The organism is Psychrobacter muriicola 2pS (genome assembly GCF_904846535.1).
Lineage (GTDB): Bacteria > Pseudomonadota > Gammaproteobacteria > Pseudomonadales > Moraxellaceae > Psychrobacter > Psychrobacter aquimaris.
This window is the reverse complement of sequence record NZ_CAJHBC010000007.1, coordinates 93,754-114,061: the sequence shown is the minus strand read 5'-3', so window position 1 is coordinate 114,061 and position 20,308 is coordinate 93,754. Positions and strand designations below refer to the sequence as shown.

11 protein-coding genes and 1 tRNA gene are annotated in these 20,308 nt (G+C 43.9%); 4 read left to right on the top strand and 8 right to left on the bottom strand.

Features of this window, described 5'->3' with window-relative positions:
* Nucleotides 1–16 precede the first annotated feature (16 nt).
* Both JMX93_RS11175 and JMX93_RS11170 read right to left on the bottom strand, forming a co-directional pair.
* Nucleotides 17–4,471, bottom strand: coding sequence for a UvrD-helicase domain-containing protein (locus JMX93_RS11175; RefSeq protein ID WP_499204772.1), 4,455 nt, complete (start codon nucleotides 4,469–4,471; stop codon nucleotides 17–19).
* A gap of 60 nt (nucleotides 4,472–4,531) precedes the next feature.
* Nucleotides 4,532–8,995 carry an exodeoxyribonuclease V subunit gamma gene (locus JMX93_RS11170; RefSeq protein WP_499204771.1) on the bottom strand — a complete coding sequence of 1,488 codons (4,464 nt, stop codon included), beginning with the start codon at nucleotides 8,993–8,995 and terminating at the stop codon, nucleotides 4,532–4,534.
* A 457-nt stretch (nucleotides 8,996–9,452) separates the two neighbouring features.
* Between JMX93_RS11170 and JMX93_RS11165 the strand changes: the two genes are divergently transcribed.
* From JMX93_RS11165 to JMX93_RS11150, 4 genes are all read left to right on the top strand, one after another.
* Nucleotides 9,453–9,974 carry a hypothetical protein gene (locus JMX93_RS11165; RefSeq protein ID WP_443557271.1) on the top strand — a complete coding sequence of 174 codons (522 nt, stop codon included), beginning with the start codon at nucleotides 9,453–9,455 and terminating at the stop codon, nucleotides 9,972–9,974.
* Between the two features lie 67 nt (nucleotides 9,975–10,041).
* The gene (locus JMX93_RS11160; protein WP_499204770.1) at nucleotides 10,042–10,839 is read left to right on the top strand and encodes a hypothetical protein; all 798 of its coding nucleotides are present in this window, start codon (nucleotides 10,042–10,044) and stop codon (nucleotides 10,837–10,839) included.
* 73 nt (nucleotides 10,840–10,912) lie between these two features.
* Nucleotides 10,913–10,988 (top strand) — tRNA-Arg (locus tag JMX93_RS11155).
* 162 nt (nucleotides 10,989–11,150) lie between these two features.
* A complete protein-coding gene (locus tag JMX93_RS11150) occupies nucleotides 11,151–12,356 on the top strand; it encodes a tyrosine-type recombinase/integrase (protein ID WP_499204769.1) in 1,206 nt (401 codons plus the stop codon).
* Nucleotides 12,357–12,423: 67 nt separating this feature from the next.
* Here the strand turns inward: JMX93_RS11150 and JMX93_RS11145 are convergent, their stop codons facing one another.
* From JMX93_RS11145 to JMX93_RS11120, 6 genes are all read right to left on the bottom strand, one after another.
* The gene (locus JMX93_RS11145; protein ID WP_499204768.1) at nucleotides 12,424–13,005 is read right to left on the bottom strand and encodes an N-acetylmuramidase family protein; all 582 of its coding nucleotides are present in this window, start codon (nucleotides 13,003–13,005) and stop codon (nucleotides 12,424–12,426) included.
* 56 nt (nucleotides 13,006–13,061) lie between these two features.
* Nucleotides 13,062–13,454, bottom strand: a complete 393-nt coding sequence (locus JMX93_RS11140; RefSeq protein ID WP_095568777.1) for a hypothetical protein — start codon at nucleotides 13,452–13,454, stop codon at nucleotides 13,062–13,064.
* 47 nt (nucleotides 13,455–13,501) lie between these two features.
* Entirely contained in the window at nucleotides 13,502–19,021 is a 5,520-nt protein-coding gene (locus JMX93_RS11135; protein ID WP_499204767.1) for a tape measure protein, read from the bottom strand.
* Between the two features lie 70 nt (nucleotides 19,022–19,091).
* Complete coding sequence (locus JMX93_RS11130; protein WP_499204766.1) at nucleotides 19,092–19,409, bottom strand: hypothetical protein; 318 nt, start codon at nucleotides 19,407–19,409, stop codon at nucleotides 19,092–19,094.
* 20 nt (nucleotides 19,410–19,429) lie between these two features.
* Nucleotides 19,430–19,666 (bottom strand): hypothetical protein, encoded by a 237-nt coding sequence (locus tag JMX93_RS11125; protein WP_443557263.1) that lies wholly within the window; start codon nucleotides 19,664–19,666, stop codon nucleotides 19,430–19,432.
* Between the two features lie 12 nt (nucleotides 19,667–19,678).
* Nucleotides 19,679–20,254: a hypothetical protein gene (locus tag JMX93_RS11120; RefSeq protein WP_499204765.1), complete on the bottom strand. Its 576-nt coding sequence runs from the start codon at nucleotides 20,252–20,254 to the stop codon at nucleotides 19,679–19,681.
* Between the last annotated feature and the right edge of the window lie 54 nt (nucleotides 20,255–20,308).

Genomic DNA, 20,308 nt, shown 5'->3' with positions numbered 1-20,308 from the left:
TCGTTATGTAGGCTTGCTAATCAGGTACACCAAATAGCGCATCCAAACCTTTGATAAAATCGACTGGAATATCCCAAGTCACGAGTCCATAGCGACCGTTGTGTGGCGATTCGCTAGTTTTATTAGCATCTTGCGATACGGTATCAGCTGCTTGAGAGTTGGGGTCATATACCCCTCGTAAAAAGACATATTCTACTGCCCCTAAATACTTAGCTTCATTGCCTACATAGTCAGTGACTCTCATTGAAAGAAATCGATGCAATGCTACTTGATAAATTGCTGCTTGCAGCCAATATCCCGCTTTAGACATGGCTTTTTTAAGCGTACTCTCATTATAATCGCTTAGGCTATTTCCTAAAAAATTGCTCTTATAATCGACTACATAATACTTGCCAGCATACTCATACACTAAATCAATCTCACCGCGTAAGTAACGATACAAGTGCGTTTTGTTCTGTGGCACAAGATTGACATGCTTGTCTATTTCATCAGGCAGATACTCGTGAAATAGTTTGCTGATATCCTCTGCTTTAAAGCTCTCTGACAACCCCATGTTGAATTCTAACTCGGCAAATCTCTGTCCTGCATCAAGAGCACATAAGGGTTGACTGGAGGCCAATAGCGGCGTGCTCAGCACCTCTTCAACCCAAGTAATCAATGCCTCATGCTTTGTCGTGTCTATTGAGTCAGGATCAAATGAGTCACGATCTCCTTCTCTCTTCCCCTGTGACCTACGGCTCTGATGTTCAGCACTGCTATACACCAGCGGCAATTGATAACTACTGACCGCCCTATCAATGACCCCAGACCACTGCAGTTTATTAGTGAAATCGATTTTTTCGAATATCTCATGCAAAAACGTACCTGCATTAGCACCTTTTACAAAGGTGAAGCGAATATCCTCTTCTGACTTAAGACTTAGCTCATCAATTTTTTCAATAGACGCATTACTATCAGGTGAAGGCTCCACCGACATTGCAGCGTCTGCCATATCAATATCTATAGCATCATCAATACGCTCATCAACAACAGCCATTGCCTGCGTTGATTCATCTAGCTGACGGGCCAAAGCCGTAAAGCTGGTCTTAGCCCAACCATAAAAATAATTCGTTTTCATGACCTCAGCAAAAGGAACATACTCAATAGCTTCTGTCATAGGTGCGATGGTAATAGGCTTGGTATCCATTGAAGTCACTGTTTTAGAATAATGACTATCATAGAAATCATTAACCTTATGACCTCTGAGCATACCTATCGTGCCTTTAAGGTTATCAGGCAGTTCAAACTTTGCTTCTGGAGAGTCAAACCAATAAAATACCGGTTTGCGCTTCATATCTCTTGTGTCATTCGGATCTCGCAACACCACATAAAGTTGCTCGCTAGCCCGAGTGAATGCAACATAACCAAGTCGGCGTAGCTCATCAAAACCCTCGTTTGTCTCGATATCCGTGTAGTAATCCTCTTTAGTTGCAGAGCTTTGCAATAGTGAGAAACGACGCTGATTACCGATTGACTGATCTTCTATGGATTGCTGTACTAACGCTGAAGGCGCTTGCTGAGCATTATATAGATACAGTCCATAGTCTTCTTTGTTGCCTGACTTCCTACTGGCATCTCCCATACCCAGTACATAGACGATGGGAAACTCAAGTCCTTTTGACTTATGAATGGTCATAAGCTGCACGCCAGACTCTGTGGGTAGCGGATACTGCTTGGCCCAATCACTATTGGGTGCGGCCTCTATATGCTGTATAAACCAAGCTAATAGCTCATGCTCACCCATGCCTAGGCCATACTGTGCCAATACGTCCATCACATGACGCAAATCCATGATATGTCGATCGCCTTCTGGATGAGATGCCAGCGCTTGCCAAACGCCTTGTAGTTGCATGGGGCTTTTATCTAATAAGTAATGCAGCGCCGATAAGATACCAAAATGCTGCCAGCGCTGTGCGCCTTCTTTTAGATAGGTAATAAAATCTTGATAGCTTTTTTTATTCTCTGTATTTTGAACATCATTATCGTTGTTGATGCCAGTAAGTCTGTTGTCATTCTCAACCACACCTGACTCATAATCCGTCATCATCGCTTTGATGTCTTTAATACTCAGTCCATATAGATGACTGGTTAATACTCGGTTAATCATGTCATGACGATACGGGTATAGCATGGCACTGAGTAGCGCTGCCACATCCTCTGCCATAATCGTTTCAAAGATGCTGACGTCGCTGGTGGTCAGGGTTGGTACACCCAGTTTTACCAGCTCATCTTCAACCTGCTTTAGGTCTTTTTTGGTACGTGCCAACACCCCGATATCACTGGGCTGAATCGGCTGATCGTTTAATGTCTGACTACTACTGAGCAAAATAGCAATATGACGAGCGGTGATTTCATACTCATCATAGTCAAGCTCTGCCTCTTTGCCATTAGGCAGGTGCAATACACTCACTGGCTGAACAGAGAGAACGTCAGTCACCAAGCTACTATCTTTTGCGCCTGAATCCTTGAACCAAGACAATTTACTCTGCTCTTTTGAGGCTTTGCTATGCTGATAATAAATACCAGTACCCAGCTGCGCCTGCTTATTTTCAACAGTCGCTGCTTCTGGCATACCAAACCAGCAGTTTAGTGCATTAATCAAACTGAGGGTGGAGCGCCGGTTAGTGTTGAGTGTCCAAACAGTACTTTTGTCAAACTGCGCTTTCATATAGTTATAGTTGGTCACGTCACCGCCACGAAACCCATAAATCGCCTGCTTTGGGTCACCAACCAGCAATAGAAACTCATGATTGGATTTCTTAGTGGTAGATTGCTTGTCCTTTTCTGACTGTTTGCCTTTCTTTGGCAAATAGATACTTTCGATCATAATGGCTTGCTCGCCATTAATATCTTGCGATTCATCAATTAATGCAATTGGATAATGATGACGAATATAACGCGCCAGCTTATCTCCCTGCCGACCCGTTAAGGCTTGGTTTAAGCGCACCATTTGCAGACTAAAGGTCGTCTCCCCTCGTTCTTCTAAGATAACGGGCAGTCTGTCACGTACTGCAAGCACGATATGGCGATTAAGGTTAGCTAAAATAGTAATTATGTATTCATCCAACTTTTTGCTTTGTTCGATGTATCGTTTGAAATCACGAACAACCTGTAACTCATTAAATATTAAATTAATTCTTTCACCATCTTGTGGTACACGAAACTGATTACCAATATTGTCAGTTTTTAGAAAAGCTTGAATCAATCTTTCTGGGTATTTACTTGAGCATATAAACTTGTATGCAGCTGCTCCAAAATCTTCTAATGCTTGAATAATTTTAGGCCATGAATCTCTATTGTTTTGCAGCTGTCCTTTTAGAACTTCATAATACTCACCGTCAGGTTTGAAGAAAATATCAAGCTCATCGCTGCGTTCAATAATAGTATTTATAAGCCGCTCGTAACCCTCAAATGAAAAGTCACTCACCACAATCTCATCAATCGGTGCAGAAATAAAATTGAGCGAACGAGAAACGAATTTTTTATGATCACCTACTGCTGTCAGCTTACCTTGCTGATCCATAAGCGCATACAGTTTGGGCTGCTCATGATACAAACGACTTTGAAACTGACGCAGCTCATCGTGAATGATACTGTCCGTAACCTGCTCGATACTACTGTCTTCGATAATCGCCATGCCTTGCTGATGACCGGTTTCACTACTGTATTCCTTCAGCCACTTTTGCGCCAAGCTGTCGAGTGTACCGACAAACAGCTTATCTAATGTCGTTAATACTAATGCAGTACGCCGGATCGCCTCCGCCATAGGATAGCTATACACATGATCTAATAGATAACCGACCAAGTGTAGATTTATAGGGTCTTGCATGATGGTATCTAAGCGTGCGTGTTTAGCTTGTTCGATTAACCATTTTCCGCGCTCTTCTCTGACTTGTGCGCGCTTTTTTGTAGCCATCTGCTTATCATGGTCAATATCTTGATTCAACTCATCAACGTCTGTCTGAGCATTTGAGTCAATACTTGAATCATTACCTTCTAGTTTACCCTTGTTGTTATTGTTATCGTCACTGTCAGGCAGTACCTGCAATAGGTTGGGATATAAGTTATCTTTGTTCTTGGTATTCGCACTCAGGTTATTGACCCATTGTAATAGCTGATAGAACTCTACCAGACGGTCGTGGATGCGCTGACGCATTTCGGCGGCGGCGGCTCGAGTGAATGTAGTGGCAATGATTTGCTCTGGCGCACGCCGTGCCTCAATCAATAGGCGCAGTACAATGCCAGTCAGTGTCCACGTTTTGCCTGTACCCGCTGAGGCTTCGATCAGATGCCGACCCGTTAATGCAACAGCAACCGCTGGTGCTATTTCTTCCTTTGCCTTGGGCTCAGCTATAGCACCTGAGTGCTCATCAAATAAATTTGGTTGTGTAGAGATATCAACATTATTGGCTGTGTCAGTAAAATCTGTCATATGAACGTATACTTTTAATTATTATCGATTAGATCAAAAGGATAAAAACGTTATTAAGGGCTAGCTATCCAATCCTTTTAGTGCAGTAAACATCGGCTTATACAATGGTTGAGCCAAGGTGGTCAACGCCGCTGATAAGGCTCTAAAGGCATCTTGATCGCGCAATACATATTGCCAAATAGCATGCTGCGAGCAAGTATCGTATACCGTGTCTGAGTTATAATTAGGTCTTAGCCAATCTGAGAAGTCTGCTCGTTTTGGCCAATAATTGCTATTTTCACTATCATTTTCTTCAGCTTTTAAGCACTTAGCCAGATAATTTAACGCATACTCAGGCAGTAATGTAATGGGGGTTTGACCCGATAGGTTGCCAAAAATCACCCACTTTATCAGTTCTATCACTGCATCTTCATAGACGATTGGGCTTAGTTTAAATGCGATGAAGTTTTTGTAGGCATCTACTTTTGAGCTGGACTTATTAAAGCGCCAAATACTCACCCCATCACTTACTGCCACTTGCTCAGCAGTGGTGCGTCTTGCTACTTGCCAATATAGATGGGACAACCAAAACTTGAGTAGATGTTTTGGACTAGCAGAATTGGGCAGTATATTTAACCACTGCTTGGGCGATTGCTCGGCATAGGTCATGCCTGCTTGAGTATGAGCGCTTTTATCATGGGTATCTAATAGTACTGATGTTGGTGATAGCATTGGCGTTAACAGCGGTACTAGGCCTTTTATCTTAATAGATTTGGGTAGGGTTTTTAGCCATGCGTCTGTGTCTATTTGACTGTTTGCGTTGTTGTTTACACGATTAATTATAGCTGCCAGCTCTATCTGAACGGGGTGCTCTGCAGTGGGTGCCAGTAGATGCAAATCTGTAATACCCTCTGTTCTAGCTGCATTAGGTACAACACGCTCACCAAAACCATTAGCGATCAACTGTTCTTCAAACTCTAGGCACTGCTGCTGTAGTTTTTGTTGTTGATTAGGTAGTGTGGTTTGGCGCGCTACCCCTGCTGGGATAATTTTTTGATACATCAAAGTTGAAATGTCTTGCTGAGTAGTGTTATCAGCTGTAGCTACTGCCATCTCTTTAATCAAATAATCTTTGATTTGGTAGGTTGTCAGGTGATCTAAAAATAATGGCTCTTGATGCGCCATCGCTTCCTCACCTTGTACCACATGCACCTTTTGAGTACGCAAAAACGCTTTGGCAGGATGGCGAACTTGATACACCAGCATACCCTCAATATCTATCTCGCCAATGTTAAATACGGTGTCGCGCATCGCTTGGTTCATATCACTAAAATCATTAGCATTAGCGGTATCCAATCCAAACATATTAGCCAATGTAGACACGGTTTGATTGTCTAGTTGCCCTAGCTGACCAAAGCTGTGCCCAAACATGTGAGTCATGGCTTCGTACTGTGCTTTTGTGGGTAAGCCAATCAATTGCTGAGATTTACTAGACACTCTTTCCTGTAGCGTCTCAAACACAGCCTGCCAGAGCGGTGCAGGTGGAAATTGTTTTTTTTGAGCCAGTTTGGTTTTGCGCATGGCTTTATTTAGCAACCTATCTAGCTCATCGGCTGCTGCAGTATCAGGGTTGCTATCTCTAACATCATCAGACGTATTGCTTGCATCAACATTGGCATTAGACGTGTTAGTCTTTTGCTCAGAAGCCTCTTCAATATCTGCTTCAAACAAGCTCTTGTGAAAAGGTAGTGCTGGATGATCAGTGACCAGCCACTGCTTAATCAGCTTTGGTAAATAACGCTTAAGACTCTCTGTCGTTGGATCAATACTTTCAGGCAAAGTGTCAAGCGAGTTGACCTGCCACTGCACCTCACCTTGTAAAAACTGTAGCAGCTCACTCACTGGGTTCGCTGGTAGATGCTCATGAGTGTCAGTCAGGCTTTGGCCATTGTAGAATATCCAGCATGCGCTACGTGCGCATAGTAGCGCATCCAAAAATGCCCCGTTATCATCATCCTCACTGACTCTATCACCGCGCCGTGAATTGGTCGCTTTCATCAAATCATATCGGTTGTCACGGTCGCGCCCAGGAAACTCAGAGAGATCCATATTGAGCATGACCACTAACTCAAATGGTACGTTCCTTAGTGCGCCAAATCGGCCAAAAGTGATCACGCCAGTCGGCTCAGCACTGACTTGCTGGCTCTCAAGCTCAGCTTCGATACTGTCTAGCATAAAGCTCAACTTTAGCGGTAACTGCTCGACCCCTGCCAGCTTTTGCTCCACCTCTACCCTATTAGTATCACCACGGGAGTATTGTCTATAATGGCGATTGGCACGTAAGCTCGATTTGAAGCCGTTCATCGCATTGTAGATAGCGCGCATCGTGCGTGTTTGATCAACATCACCAAAGTAGCAATGAATCACTTGGGTCTCAATCTGATCGAGCCAGTCTTCCGCTTTCATTTTTTGTGTATGGTCATCACGTCGTGCGACCAGACCAGCATAGATACGGCAAAGCGTTTCTACAATCATGGCATCATTTAGACTCACTTGCGCGAGTGGTAAGCTCATCTCAGGCACAGCCGTACTTGGCCATTCATCTTCATGCAAAGGATATAAGCAATCGCTCAGACTCGCCTCTGGCATGATTAACCCCAAAGTCAATCTGTCTAATGCTTGTGCAAAGCTAAAGCGATAATCATAGTCATTGACGTCTAGGGTCTGCTTTAGATGCAGCTCATCAAACCCGCGGATAAATCCAGCTTCTACCAACAAATCACAACCACGGCTCATTTGCTCATGGGTCAACCCAAAACTCTCAAATAAGGGTGGCAGCATCAGCCAGTCTAGAACCTCAGCCGCTTCAAAACGAGCGCTATGACTACCCAACAGCTTATAAAACCCAATAATCGCTTCCCATAACTGGCGAATATCAGCATCGACAACACCAGTCACCTTAGCAGGCAAAGTCAGACCATCTTGTCCCCTGCCATTGACGAAAATAGAGCTAATTAACGCATGATGACGCTCAACATCAGGTAGCAACACCACAATATCGGATATATGGCGTTTTTTCTCACCAGCTTTGATGGGCTCATTTAGCCAGCGTCCAATCATAATGCGCAGTACTTCAAGTTGGCGTTGTAAATTATGACAAGAATGAATGCTTAGGCTATTATCTTGAGAAGAGATAGCCCAAAAGCGGTCTTTTTCAAAGCGTTTATTTTCTAGCACCTCATCGTCATACCATGACGTTTCTTGCTCAAAATCCAATGCGATTTGGTTACTGACTGCCTCTGAGACTTTTGCGGCTGTCGCTTGTTGGGTTGATTGCTCGTCAAGCATCAACACATCGTTTTGCAAACGGCGCAATAAACTTGGACTATTTTGTGCATCTTGGGCACTGAAATCGTCATCATAAATACTCTCATCCACGCCACTATCAAAGTTATCTTGCCACTCCACAAGCGCCTCTTGGTATTGCTCATTACCCGACAAATTGGCCAGCATGGCAAAAGTATCGCGTGACTGCTTTCCTAAACGCGACAGCAAACTGTGCCCGTAATCACGCAAAAACACGCTTTCAGGATTAATGATCTGCTGACGCTGTAGCCACGATTTATCAACAATATCTGCCCAAAACAGCTTTGAGGGATTGTAGTGCAATAGTGTAATGTTCATATATTTCGACAAGCGCTGCAAAAAGTCGAGCTCGGTCTGTGGCAATTGCTGAATGGTAAAAATACGCAGCACTTTGGGCAACTGCTCACGTTCATTTGCCTTGTTTTCTTCTAAAGCTGACCAAAAGGTATTCTCAATTGCCACACGGTGCTGATGTACATCAGCAAATAGATGCGACCACAAGAATCGCTGTGCCATCTCTAATTCTACATAGTGCGCCACCAACCACTCAGGCGTACCGCGCGCATACTGATCAAAACGTAGGGACAACGCATCTTTATCTGCGATTAACTCATCCACATTGAGCGACTTGTTATGCGACCATAGCGCCAGCCAATCCTCACGGTGAGTCAAGTAACGGTTAAAGACTCTCGCCAAATCACTTGCCAGCTGCCAAATGCGCGCGTCTTGTTGTATAGTGTCTTGCCCCGTGCCTTCTTGTGACTCATCAATCAAAGATACCAGCAGTGGGTTCACTGGATGTGTTTCATCTTTAACAATCGATGCTTGGTAGTAGGTCAAATACCCAAACAGCCGCCACTGCATCACCGTCGGTGACAGCACTGCAACTTCAGGCACATTCAATATTACTGCTTCAGGGTTATGCTCTAACAAAGACGCATTATGGCGGGTTAACACATCCTGCATGAGCGTCCACTGATACTGGCCCCAAAACTTCGTACGCACCAAAGTACTGATACCCGCGCGGCTGGCAATGGTTTTATCCAACCAATCGCCCAATACCATTGAGGGCACAATAACGATAAAAGGCTCAAAAATATTCTGGCTTTTTGATTGATATTGTACAAGCAGTTGATCAACGAGATTTTCGGTACGGTGCGACTGAATAATGGTAAACATAAAGGATAGTCTGATTGAGGTAATAGTAAGAATGATAAAGTGAAGTGGATGGTCTTGAATACCTGAAAAGGAATAGCATTTGCATTAACCGTTCAATGCATATTAATGTCTGCTAAGGAATACCACGAAGGACACTCACCAATCCATATTTCACGGTCGTTACTATAATGTATTTCTGCTAGCATGAACGTCATAAACACTATGAAAATGACAAAAGTAATTAACCATCAGTGCTTCACTGGTATTTATTTATTATAATCATAAAATAGGCTGCTTATTAGTGTGCCATCGATAGCTATCGTTTACTAGTACGCGTGCCACTATTATAATATCTTGCGACAGATAGTGTCGCATTTATAATGCCTCATATTTATGAATCAAATATTCAGTATCTTTGTCAAATCAACTGTTGTAATTTTTATATCCATAACCCTTTTTAATGGAATAACTTAATACTATGCCCTTGCGTCCCATTGATGCCATTTTCGTTCATCCTAAACGACGTTTATATGTTGTATACTATCGCGGTGAGCTGTGGGCATTGCCGCGCATGAAAATAGACGATAGATCATGGCAAAATAGACAGCCCTATACCGATGATAGTAGCTCGCTTTATTTGAGCATCCATCAAGCCATCAAAGACCCTATACTCGCACAAAAACTACGAACGTTGAATCTACCTGTCGCGGTGCGTGGTAGCACGCTGCCACGCTTTGAGGCATGGTGGGAAGTCCATGGTTTTAAATGGCTTAAAGACAAGCTTGCGATGGGCGAATCGCCATTGGCCGCACACCAAGTAAAAGCCATTAACAATAATCTTACTTCTCCTTCAAACGAGCAACCTGCGCCATTCAATCAAAATAATACAGTTAGTCATAAGAATAATAACGAGAAAAAACTTTTACCTGATTCAGAAACCGATGTTTTTGCAGATATGCTTGCGGACTTAGCAGATGAAGTGTTGCATCAACAGCTTTAAAACATACGTCAAATCCCGTATTTTATGTAAACTTGACACAAACCAATTAATAAAAGAGCTGTAATATATGAAAGACTACAAGCTGCTACTGGCTGGGCTAATTTTATTGCTGCTAGTAATCTTTATCGCTATTTTTACTTGGTTGTGGAGCAGTAATCGTAAAAATATAGATCCACTACCGATCATGGCAAATGCAAATGAACCGTCAGCCACCACTCAGGACGAGGTGAATACCCTCACCGACAGTACTTTGTACATAAAGGCAGAAGAGAACTTGCAAGCACCCTTGGACGATATCATCGTTAGCTTCGAATCTCGTTACCCTCATATGCAGGTGTTAGCAAGTTATGTACCCGCCAACGACCTCTTAACATTATCAGATAACAATTCTAGCCATAATAAACGCACAGAATTAGTAACTAATGTAGACATGATCATCGCTAACGACAGTTTGTCTGCAGACCGTCTCACACCGTTACAAACAGAGCTAAAATCCGCTCAAGATAAAATAAACCAAGACAAAGCAAATATCCGTAATACTGATGATGAAAAAGTAGATACTGCTGAGACTGATGCTGTTGAGATTGATAATGCAGAGGCACGTACCCTAAATTCTTTCAGTTATGCATTGAGAGATAAGCAAACGCTTGAAGGGGTGATTTTGACAGAGAATACTGCTGCTATTAACTTCCGTAACTTTTTACTATCGAGCACGGGGCAAGATATATTAGAAAAGTACGATTATTATAATATCGAAGGTTATAAAAATAGCGTAGATGACTTATTTAATCCAACATCACGTGCACAAAAAACATCAAATACCAATACTGTAAATGTCGCTGACGCCCTAAGTAATGGCAAGTAAGGACAAATTAGCTCTATTTATCTTTTGTTGATTGCTTTTATGAGCGCTTTTTCCTACAATGTTATTCCAAAATGCGCCTATAGCTCAACAGGATAGAGCAGTTGCCTCCTAAGCGATCGATCCGAGTTCGAGTCTTGGTGGGCGCACCATCAAATATATTTTTAGTTTGCTTTAGAGCCCCATAACCCTTTGGTTGTGGGGTTTTTTGTTGCTTAGACGTTTTTAGTTGTCTTTAGTTGTCTTTATCTATACATTAAATGACGGTATTATAGACGGTATTCACCGATACCGCCAAATAGGATACCGTCAAAATGGCTAAAATCATAAAGCCGCTAACCGATTCACAGGTGAAACAAGCTAAGCCACAAGACAAGCCGTACAAGTTGGCTGACGGCGGTCGCCTTTATTTGTATGTCAGTAAGTTGGGCGCCAAGTCATGGCGCATGGATTATGTTCGGCCTATTGGTAAAAAACGAGCAACTATCACATTGGGCCTTTATCCTGATGTGTCATTAGCTCAAGCTCGTGAGCAGCGCAAACAGATACGTGCGATGTTAGCTAAAGGTGTTGATCCTCAGCAACAGAAAATAGATGCCGAACGTGAGCAAGAGCTATTGTCTAACAACACGTTTGCAGCGATAGCAGAGGACTACATGAGCCGTAAGCGCAATGTAAGCCCTGCTACTATCACAAATAATAACAGACAGCTTAAGCGACTAAATAAACACATTGGTGATATGGTCATTACTGATATTAAACCTATTGATGTATTGAAAGCGTGCCGCAGTGCAGAGGCGCAAGGGTACTACGAGACAGCTATTAAGATGCGGACGATTGCAGGTCAAGTATTTAGATATGGTGTGCAGACTGCCAGGTGTGAGCGTGATGTAACTCAAGATTTAATCGGGGCATTACAAGCATCAGTGACAACTCACCATCCAACAATTACGGACCCAAAAGAGCTTGGTGTATTACTCAATGCTATTGATACTTATGAGGGCAGCTTTGAAGTACGCACAGCCATTAAATTAATGCCCATGCTATTTGTGCGCTCTGGTGAATTGCGTTATGCGCTATGGGATGACTTCGATTTGGACGAAGGTACTTGGACGTTTACGCCTCGCAAGACGCAAAGACGAACTGGTCTATCGCTTATTGTTCCACTGCCAACACAAGCGATTGAGTTGATCAGAGAGTTATCACTACATGCTCGCAGTAAGTACCTGTTCCCTGCTATTCATACGACCGTACAGCCAATGTCCGAAAATACAATGAATCAAGCGCTCAAGCGATTAGGCTATGATGGGACCAAACAAACCATCCATGGTTTTAGGGCCACGGCTAGAACGCTGATCGTTGAGAAATTGAAGTACCCTGAAAACTTGGTAGAAATGCAGCTGGGCCACAATGTTAGAGACATGCATGGACGTGCTTATAACAGAACAATATTTTTAGATGAACGCCGTGACATGATGCAAAAATGGGCTGACTATTTAGACCAACTTAGACGGGTTTAGACCAAATTCCAGACATAAAAAAAGAGCCCCGCCTATTGGCAGGGCTCTTTTCGTTAGGCATGGTCAATCAAACGTACTTACTATAAGCCTGTCGTAGTTTCTCATCGTAATTATTCTTAGCATATGCTTTGCCGTTATAACCTCGTGCAAAACCTGCCCAGTCATGACGCTGGAGCTCATCAACCAAATTATTGACCTTGATATAACGTATCATAGCTTCTAACTGCTTAGCTTCACTTTCATACATATCGTTGATGAATGATTGTAGTGATGGGTAGCCTAGTGCCTCCCAATGATAACCCATAACCTGCCCGATACCCCATGAAGCAGATTGCAATGCAATGTCACGGTTGTAGCTTGTTGCAATGCGTAGCTTGTCATGCTGCTCACTATAGCGACCATAACCACCAGAAAGAGGATTGCAAATTCTTGGGTGCTTGGCCAAAATACGCAAACGCCAGGTAAACCATTTGATAGCGCCCAACTGTTCCCAAAACTTATGACGCTCAAATAAAATTGCTGGTTCGCCAGTACTGAAAAAACCACTTGATCGAGCCTCAACTTCAATAACTGTTTTTAGTTCTGCGTATCCGATACCATCTTTGTTAGCAGCATCTTTGATCTGCTGCTCTGTCAGTGTTTTACTCATGCTTTACTCCAGACGTAAAAAAGCCCCGATTAAGGGGCGTTATTTAATGTCGATAATTATTTGCCAAATATCGCAAACGCTGCGTCTTTGATCTCTTTGATTACTTCAGCAATCGTTTTGCCCTGCCATAAGGCTACGGCTTGATAAACAATGCCTATGGCTAACATGCCAAACACTGCCCAGACGAGCATGATTGCGCCCTGTGTCATAACGCTATAATCTTGGTAACCCATAAATTCTATGTGGGCTGCCCCGCCAAACAGCGAGATTGTGACAGCGATAGTAAACTTGACTATCACTGACATATTTACTTGTATCTTACCGTCTTTACCGATGTCACCTGATAGCATCAATCCAAATATTGCACCAATCACTGCTGCAAAAACTTTAGGTAGAAATACCATCAGCTTTAGTATGATTAGCTCTAAAAACGGTGTGTTCTGTGGCATAACGCCCCCTCAAATTTTAGTCGTAAAAAAACCACTCGAGTGAGTGGCTAGTAACCTGCAATTGCTTTACTGTCTTGTAATTCTTGCATCATGCGTTCAAACATACCTGCTTGTGACTCTGGTACACTTGCATTTGCCGTTATACCGCCAAGTGTAAACTTGACGTTATAACTCTTGCTGCTAATATTGTTGCTACCCGTATCATAGTTAGGCTGTCTATTTAAATTGCTAACTGCTTGCAACGCCGAATCAGGTAGTTTGTTTAACCCAGCCTCGTACTTACTGCGCCTTGCGTCGTCATCACGCGCGCGGCTTGCAATTTCAGCAAGATAAACGGATGCTGTTTTAAACTCCTCAATGTCAGCGGCAGTCATTACCTGACCGTCTTTAAAACCTTGCAGCTCAGCAACATTTAGCGCGCCATCACTTGTTCCCTGCTTTGCATACAGCTTACGCGCTTCCTCTATAGCACGTTCTTCTGATAATCCAGCGGATTTTAGAAAGTTCTCAACAGCGAGCTTGGACCCAAACTGATTGCCCTCTGCTGGCGCTTTCTCGGTGCCGTAAATTCGTAAGTTTTTAAGCGCCTCATCACCACCAGCTACCGCTTGCGCTTCTTTGACCGCTTTGATCTTGGCTTGCAATTTATCATAAGCTGATGACGCCTCGTTTGCAGCGCGCACCATGGCATTACCGGCACTGCCTGAGCTGCTAGATATGCTATCGTAAGCTGTGCGGATATTGTTGACTGACGTTGTTACTTTGTCGTTTGCCGTCTTAGTCTGACCCATTTTTTCAAACGTGACGCGGCCTTGTTCATCGACTGCGACAGTGACACCGCGCTCAGCTGCCATACGCTTAGTGACCGCATCAACGACACCATTATTTGATGCAATGTTAGATTTCGCTGTTTTCTCAAACGCCTCTTCTAACTGCTGTGCTGTAGCTTGACCGTCTCTTTTAACAATGTTGTAAGCGTCAGTATAAGCACCTGCGTCTTTGGCTAACTCCTCACGAGTCTTTAAACCCAATAAGCCGTAAGCCTCAGTTACACCATTGATGCCGTCCTTAAGTATGTCAGCTCGGTTTTTTACTCCCTCCAAGCCCTCGGCAAGCTCTTGCCCAGTGATTTTTCCCTCTTTGTATAGCTCGTTCCATTTAACGATCAATGCTTCGATTTCGACCGTGTTACTGGCCTTATCAGACATTGCGGTCAATGAGTCAACGAGTGCACCGCCCGCGTCATAACCTGCATCAGTTAAGTCGTCAAAGCCATCAATAAGATCGTCAAGTCCAGCACTGGATTTGATAAACTCTTTTGATAGACCGATACCGACTGCACCTGCTAATTCGTCAATCTGCTCTTTGGTGCGGCCACTAGCGACCGTTGACGCATCAAGCTCGGTAATCATGACGTTGCCAGTCTCGTCCATCTGTATTGCTAGATTTTCGAGCGACGCTGCGTGTTGCAACTCAGCCGTTATAATGTTGCCGTTTTTAGCAAGCACCCCTGCCGCATACTCGCCAAACGTTTCCATATTTTTAGCGATCTGCTGCTCAACTATCTCGTACTGAGTTTTAGCTATATTTTGACCAAGCGCGAGCTGCTCACCAGTGATTACGCCTTGATTTGCCATAGCTTGTAGCGAATTAACAATATCATCTACCGCGCCACGAGTATTCGCTTTGTGTATCGCCTCGGATAATGACAACTCAATACTCTTGCCGGACTCCTGCGCTTTTAGCGCAACTTCTGCAAAGCTCGCACCAAGCTCTGTGTACGAGACTTGTATTGCCTTGGCAGATTCAATGGATACCTTGCCAGTATCACTTATAACGGCTTGTAGATTTTTTTCTGCTAGCTCAATGCGCAGCTTGTCAGAGATAACATTGTCATTTGCTTTGATGTTATCCAGCGCATACTTAACAAGGGCTGCTTCTTGTTGCTTAGCGGTCGCTTCGGCATCCTCACCCATTTTTCTGTAGGTTGCTTCGGAATCTGCTGCTATTTCTGCAAATCGCTCTTTCGCGGTCTTGGCAGCATTGGTAATGGCTTGCGCCCCTGACGACTCCCAGTTCAAAATATCTTGTTCAGCGCCATCCCATGTATCTTTAGACTTGACTTGCAGCTCGTCAGCCGTTTGCTTGAAGCTGTCAGATATATCGCCAAAAGTTATGCTGGATGCGATATTAGCTAAATCCGACATAACTCCATATAAGCTAGCGACGACAAAACCAGCCGCAACCCCGATTGCGCTAAACCCATCTTTAATAAAGCCAATAAAAATATTCAGACCGTGAAGCGCTGCTGTTATCAGTCCAACCTGCTCAGCCGCATCAGCAGAGCCACCTGCTATTATGCTAATTAGACTGCCAAAGGTGTCGTAAACACCCTTAATGCCTTTTGCAAGCTCAACCACTGCTCCAATCGTATTCTGAAAAGCACCTGTCAAAGCTGATACAAGGTTTGGATCTAAATCCTCTAAACTGTCACCTATATAGCTGATCGCCTCAGCAAGCTTGGATGACTGACCGATTTTTTTATCTATCTCTCCTATGAAGTTGAATATTTGGTTTTTAACAACTTGCAGTGAATTAGCAACTGTATTCGGCAATGTTGCAAACTCACCAGCAATGGCCTTACCTTGAGATTGCACGGCATTGATAACCACTTCTGACGTTAACTTACCGTCTTGCGCCAATGCTCGTAATTCACCACGAGTCACGCCTAAACCGTCAGCCATTGCTTTGGCTAGACGTGGCGCTTGTTCCATAATACTGTTAAATTCTTCCCCACGTACGACGCCCGATTGGAGACCCTGGATCAGCTGGGTGATCGCAGCGTCAGCAGCGTCAGCACTGCCACCTGATAACTGGATTGCCTCGTTAATAGTACGAGTGATTTCCAAAACTTGCGATTGCGCCAATCCTAACTCTTCACCCGCTTGTGATATTCGAGCAAATAATTCACCAGTACTTTCAATACTACTAAATGTCTCGTTTGCAATCTGTTTGACACCTTCAAACCCAGTAACGAAAGCCGCGCCTTCGCCAGTCGCTAGCTTAATTCGAGCTTCTAAGCTTTTAAATGCGTCGGCTGTCTCAATGATCTCAGCGACGCCAATGCCAAGCCCAGCGGCAGCCAAAAGCCCTTGCAGGCTACCAAAAGCACCCTGCAGCTTATTAACATTATTACCAAGACCGCCAGCGCCTTGGCTTACTCGATTTTGCGTGTCATCAAGTCCATTTAGTTCGCGCTCAAGCCGTCTGATTTGCTCCTCTGCTTGACGAGTCACACGGTCAATCTCAGCAGCAGGGCGACCACTGTTGTTTTGGAACTCAACCAATGAGCGACTGATCTGGTCAATCTCACCGCGTATGGTTTCAGGTACTCTAATGTTTGTCATGCGATAGATAGCATTACGTGCATTATCAGCAGTACTAGACGCTCTGTTCATAGCGCCTGATAATTCATTCGCAAGGCTTACACTGGCGCTGCGTGCATCATTCAGCTCTTGTTCTAGACGATTGATGCTAGCTGCTGCCTCGGCAATTTCTTGAGGACTGGCACCAGTGTTATTTAAGCGCTCAGCCGCCAACCTTGCTTCGTCAAGCTCACTGCCTAATCGCTGCGCCTCTGCTTGAGCTTGTGCTATATCAGCAGGTGACGCGCTTGTCTGACCTAGGGTTCTTGCCTCTGTTCGAGCCTCGCCTAACTCGTTTTTAAGTGCTGCGACTTTAGCCTTAGCTTCTGCAATTTCAGCAGGACTGGCATTAGTTTCTGATAATCGCTTAACCTCATCGCGTGCAGCAGACAGCCCACCTTTAAGCTCATTAACTTTAGCTTTTGCCTCAATCAATTCAGCGGGTGAGCCGCTAGTCTGGTTGAGCTGTCTTGCCTCTGTTCGAGCACCTGATAAGTCTTGACTGAGTGCTGCAACTTTAGCGCGTGCTTCAGCAATCTCAGCTGGTGACGCACTTGTCTGGCTTAGCTGTCGCACTTCGTCACGAGTAGCGCCTAGCGTAGCTTTAAGTGCCTCAACCTTGGCTTTTGCCTCAGCAATATCCTCTGGGCTGGCATTTGATTGACTGAGTAGCTTAACCTCATTTTTAGCATTTACTAAGCTATCGCCAAGCTCGTTGACTTTAGCTTTAGCGGAAGCTATATCTTCTGGCGTACCGCGTGTTTGTGATAGTAGCTTGACCTGCTCCTTTGCCTCTGTGATGCTAGATTTTAGGTTGTTGAAATCAGTCTTAGCTTGTGCTATGTCTTCTGGCGTACCTTTGGTTTCGCGCAGACGCTTAACCTCGTCTCGTGTACCTGAGATATAGGCTGTTAGCGCCTTAACTTTATTTTGTGCCTCTTCTATATCTTCGGGACTTGCTTTGCTATCGCGTAGCAGCTTAACGCTATCTTTAGCCAAGCCAAGCTCGTCTTTTAAACTTGTAATCTTAATCTTAGCGTTCTCAATATCCTCGGGTGTGCCCTTAGTTTGAGACAGCTCCTTTACTTTTTGCTTGGCAACGTCAACACTTAAGCCTAAATCATTGACACGATTTTTCGCCTCGGCGATATCCGCAGGTGTGCCAACAGTACGTGATAACTCGGTTACTTTTAGCTTAGCGTCATCAATGCTTGAGCCCAGTAGATCTACTTTCGCTTTAGCTTGTGCGATATCGCTGGGCGTGCCATTGGTACGGCTTAACTGCTCAACATTTAGTCGTGCTGCATCCAGACTGCTACTGACACTATCAATACGCCCCTTAGCCTCGATGATATCAGCAGGAGTACCGTTAGTCCGTGATAGACGCTCAACATTTAATCGAGCCTCATCAACCGCGCTCGATAAGCTATCGATCTTAACTTTAGCTTGCTCGATTTGCTCGGGTGTACCATTAGTTTGAGATAGAGCAAGCACCTTAGCGCGAGCTTCTGCTAAGCTACTACCTAGATTGTCAACCTTGCCTTTAGCGCTGTCTATATCTTCAGGCGTACCTCTGGTCTGTGACATCTGTGTCACTTTTTGTCTAGCTTCATCAAGACTAGAGCCTAATGTATCAACTTTGGCTTTCGCTGCTTCAATCTGTGCCGGTGTACCATTAGTTTGCGATAACTGCTCAACCTTTAATCTTGCTGCTGCAACACTATCACCAAGCGTATTTACCTTAGCTGCCGCTTCTGCCAATTGTGCTGGAGTAGCAGGTGTACTGCCAAGTCTTTGCGCTTCTGACCTTGCAACCTCAAGCTGACGAGCCAAGCGAGTAACTTGCAATGCTGACGCTTGCATTGCCGCCTCAACTTGCTCACCTGATAGATTTGCGCCTGCACCCATCTGGCGTAATTGGTCGGCTGTTGCGCGTATCTCGGCTGTCAGTCTGTCCGAACTAACATTATTAAGCCCTGCTAGCATTGTAGTAGCGCGCTGAGTATCAGTATTCATCTGATCAACATTGCGCTTTACAGACTGAGCGTAATCAGTAAACTTATCACGCGCTTGATTGACGCCTTGATTAAACTTCTCGTTTAATAGTCTAAGCTGTACGCTAAAATCCAAATCACCAGCCATAGTCTTACCTCAAATTTTAGGCATAAAAAAAGCCCACTAATTAAAGTGAGCTTGTTAATTTATTCGTTGTTTATTTAAAGGCGCTTGCCCTATCTGGTTTTGGTAGCTTACTGTTTTTAATATGGCGCTCATCAATGTGGTAGCGACTCAGGCTGTCGCAATCGATAAAGACGACTGGATTTTTACCTGCTGTGCTTTTGTTTTCCGACAATCCAGCGTAGATCATAACTTCATTTGGTGCTTTTCTGCCAACTAAATGCACTGCCTTATCTAGTAGCTGATTGATGCGCTCAAAGCCGTCATCACCCCAAACTTCATGAGCTTTTGGCCATTGTTCGGGCGTCATGTAATTTATATCTAATAACGTCTGTTCTTTAGCAGCCTTCATGACTTATCCTTTCATTTTATTTAAAACCAGTTACCAGCCTTTTTGTCCTCTATCATTTCTTTTCCGCACTGGCTGCAAGTCCAAACGCCCTTACCACCACGTTTCATAAACAGCATGGCAAGTAACCAAAATCCGCCTGTCACTAATACTAAGATAATATGCATTATCCAATTTCGGCTTTCAGTGTTGCGATAAAACAAGGTATTACGTTGCTCGCGCGGACAAAATATGAGTTGTTGTTCAACTTGATTGGCCATATTATCACTCGCTTAAAATTTCATTTGATTAACATCATAACCGCGCAAATCAAAGTTGGCATTGAACGGCTCAGACAGCCCAATAACAGGTAGTCTTACAATAGCTCTATTTGATGTCGTAAATTTATTGAACAACTGACTTGCTGTGAAATCATTAACCGGTACGATAACACCATCAATACTATTGCGCATCTCATAGCTCGCTTGATTACCGTCAAAATTCATACTTACTCTGCATGATGGTGTGCATGATAGGTTTGAATTCACAAAAATCACTACTGCGCTAGTTACAGCTCCACTACTACTTTTGCGCTTTTCGAGCTCAATCCAGGGCGTATGTTTTACATTGCTAAACTGGGGGTCGTAAAAGAAATTAAGCGCATAGTTATTTGCTCTCAATGAAAATATGCCACCACTATCACCTGTAGATGAATACTGCCACCGTGTTTTTTCGCCCGTATCTGGATTATTGGGCTGAGTAACTGTATTCCCAATACCACCGCCAGGTCTGGCAGCATCAATAGTGTCATACCCACCGCCACACCCAATCAGCGTCAATGCCAGACATACAGCCAATAGATTTTTCACAGCCAACCCCTAAAATGTTATTTACTCAATCTTAGTTGATTGTGCTTTGTTACG

Coding starts and splice junctions, on each gene's coding strand:
- JMX93_RS11145 (WP_499204768.1), bottom strand. CDS start 13,005: ATGAGTAAAACACTGACAGAGCAGCAGATCAAAGATGCTGCTAACAAA.
- JMX93_RS11165 (WP_443557271.1), top strand. CDS start 9,453: ATGCCCTTGCGTCCCATTGATGCCATTTTCGTTCATCCTAAACGACGT.
- JMX93_RS11140 (WP_095568777.1), bottom strand. CDS start 13,454: ATGCCACAGAACACACCGTTTTTAGAGCTAATCATACTAAAGCTGATG.
- JMX93_RS11130 (WP_499204766.1), bottom strand. CDS start 19,409: ATGAAGGCTGCTAAAGAACAGACGTTATTAGATATAAATTACATGACG.
- JMX93_RS11160 (WP_499204770.1), top strand. CDS start 10,042: ATGAAAGACTACAAGCTGCTACTGGCTGGGCTAATTTTATTGCTGCTA.
- JMX93_RS11150 (WP_499204769.1), top strand. CDS start 11,151: ATGGCTAAAATCATAAAGCCGCTAACCGATTCACAGGTGAAACAAGCT.
- JMX93_RS11125 (WP_443557263.1), bottom strand. CDS start 19,666: ATGGCCAATCAAGTTGAACAACAACTCATATTTTGTCCGCGCGAGCAA.
- JMX93_RS11170 (WP_499204771.1), bottom strand. CDS start 8,995: ATGTTTACCATTATTCAGTCGCACCGTACCGAAAATCTCGTTGATCAA.
- JMX93_RS11175 (WP_499204772.1), bottom strand. CDS start 4,471: ATGACAGATTTTACTGACACAGCCAATAATGTTGATATCTCTACACAA.
- JMX93_RS11135 (WP_499204767.1), bottom strand. CDS start 19,021: ATGGCTGGTGATTTGGATTTTAGCGTACAGCTTAGACTATTAAACGAG.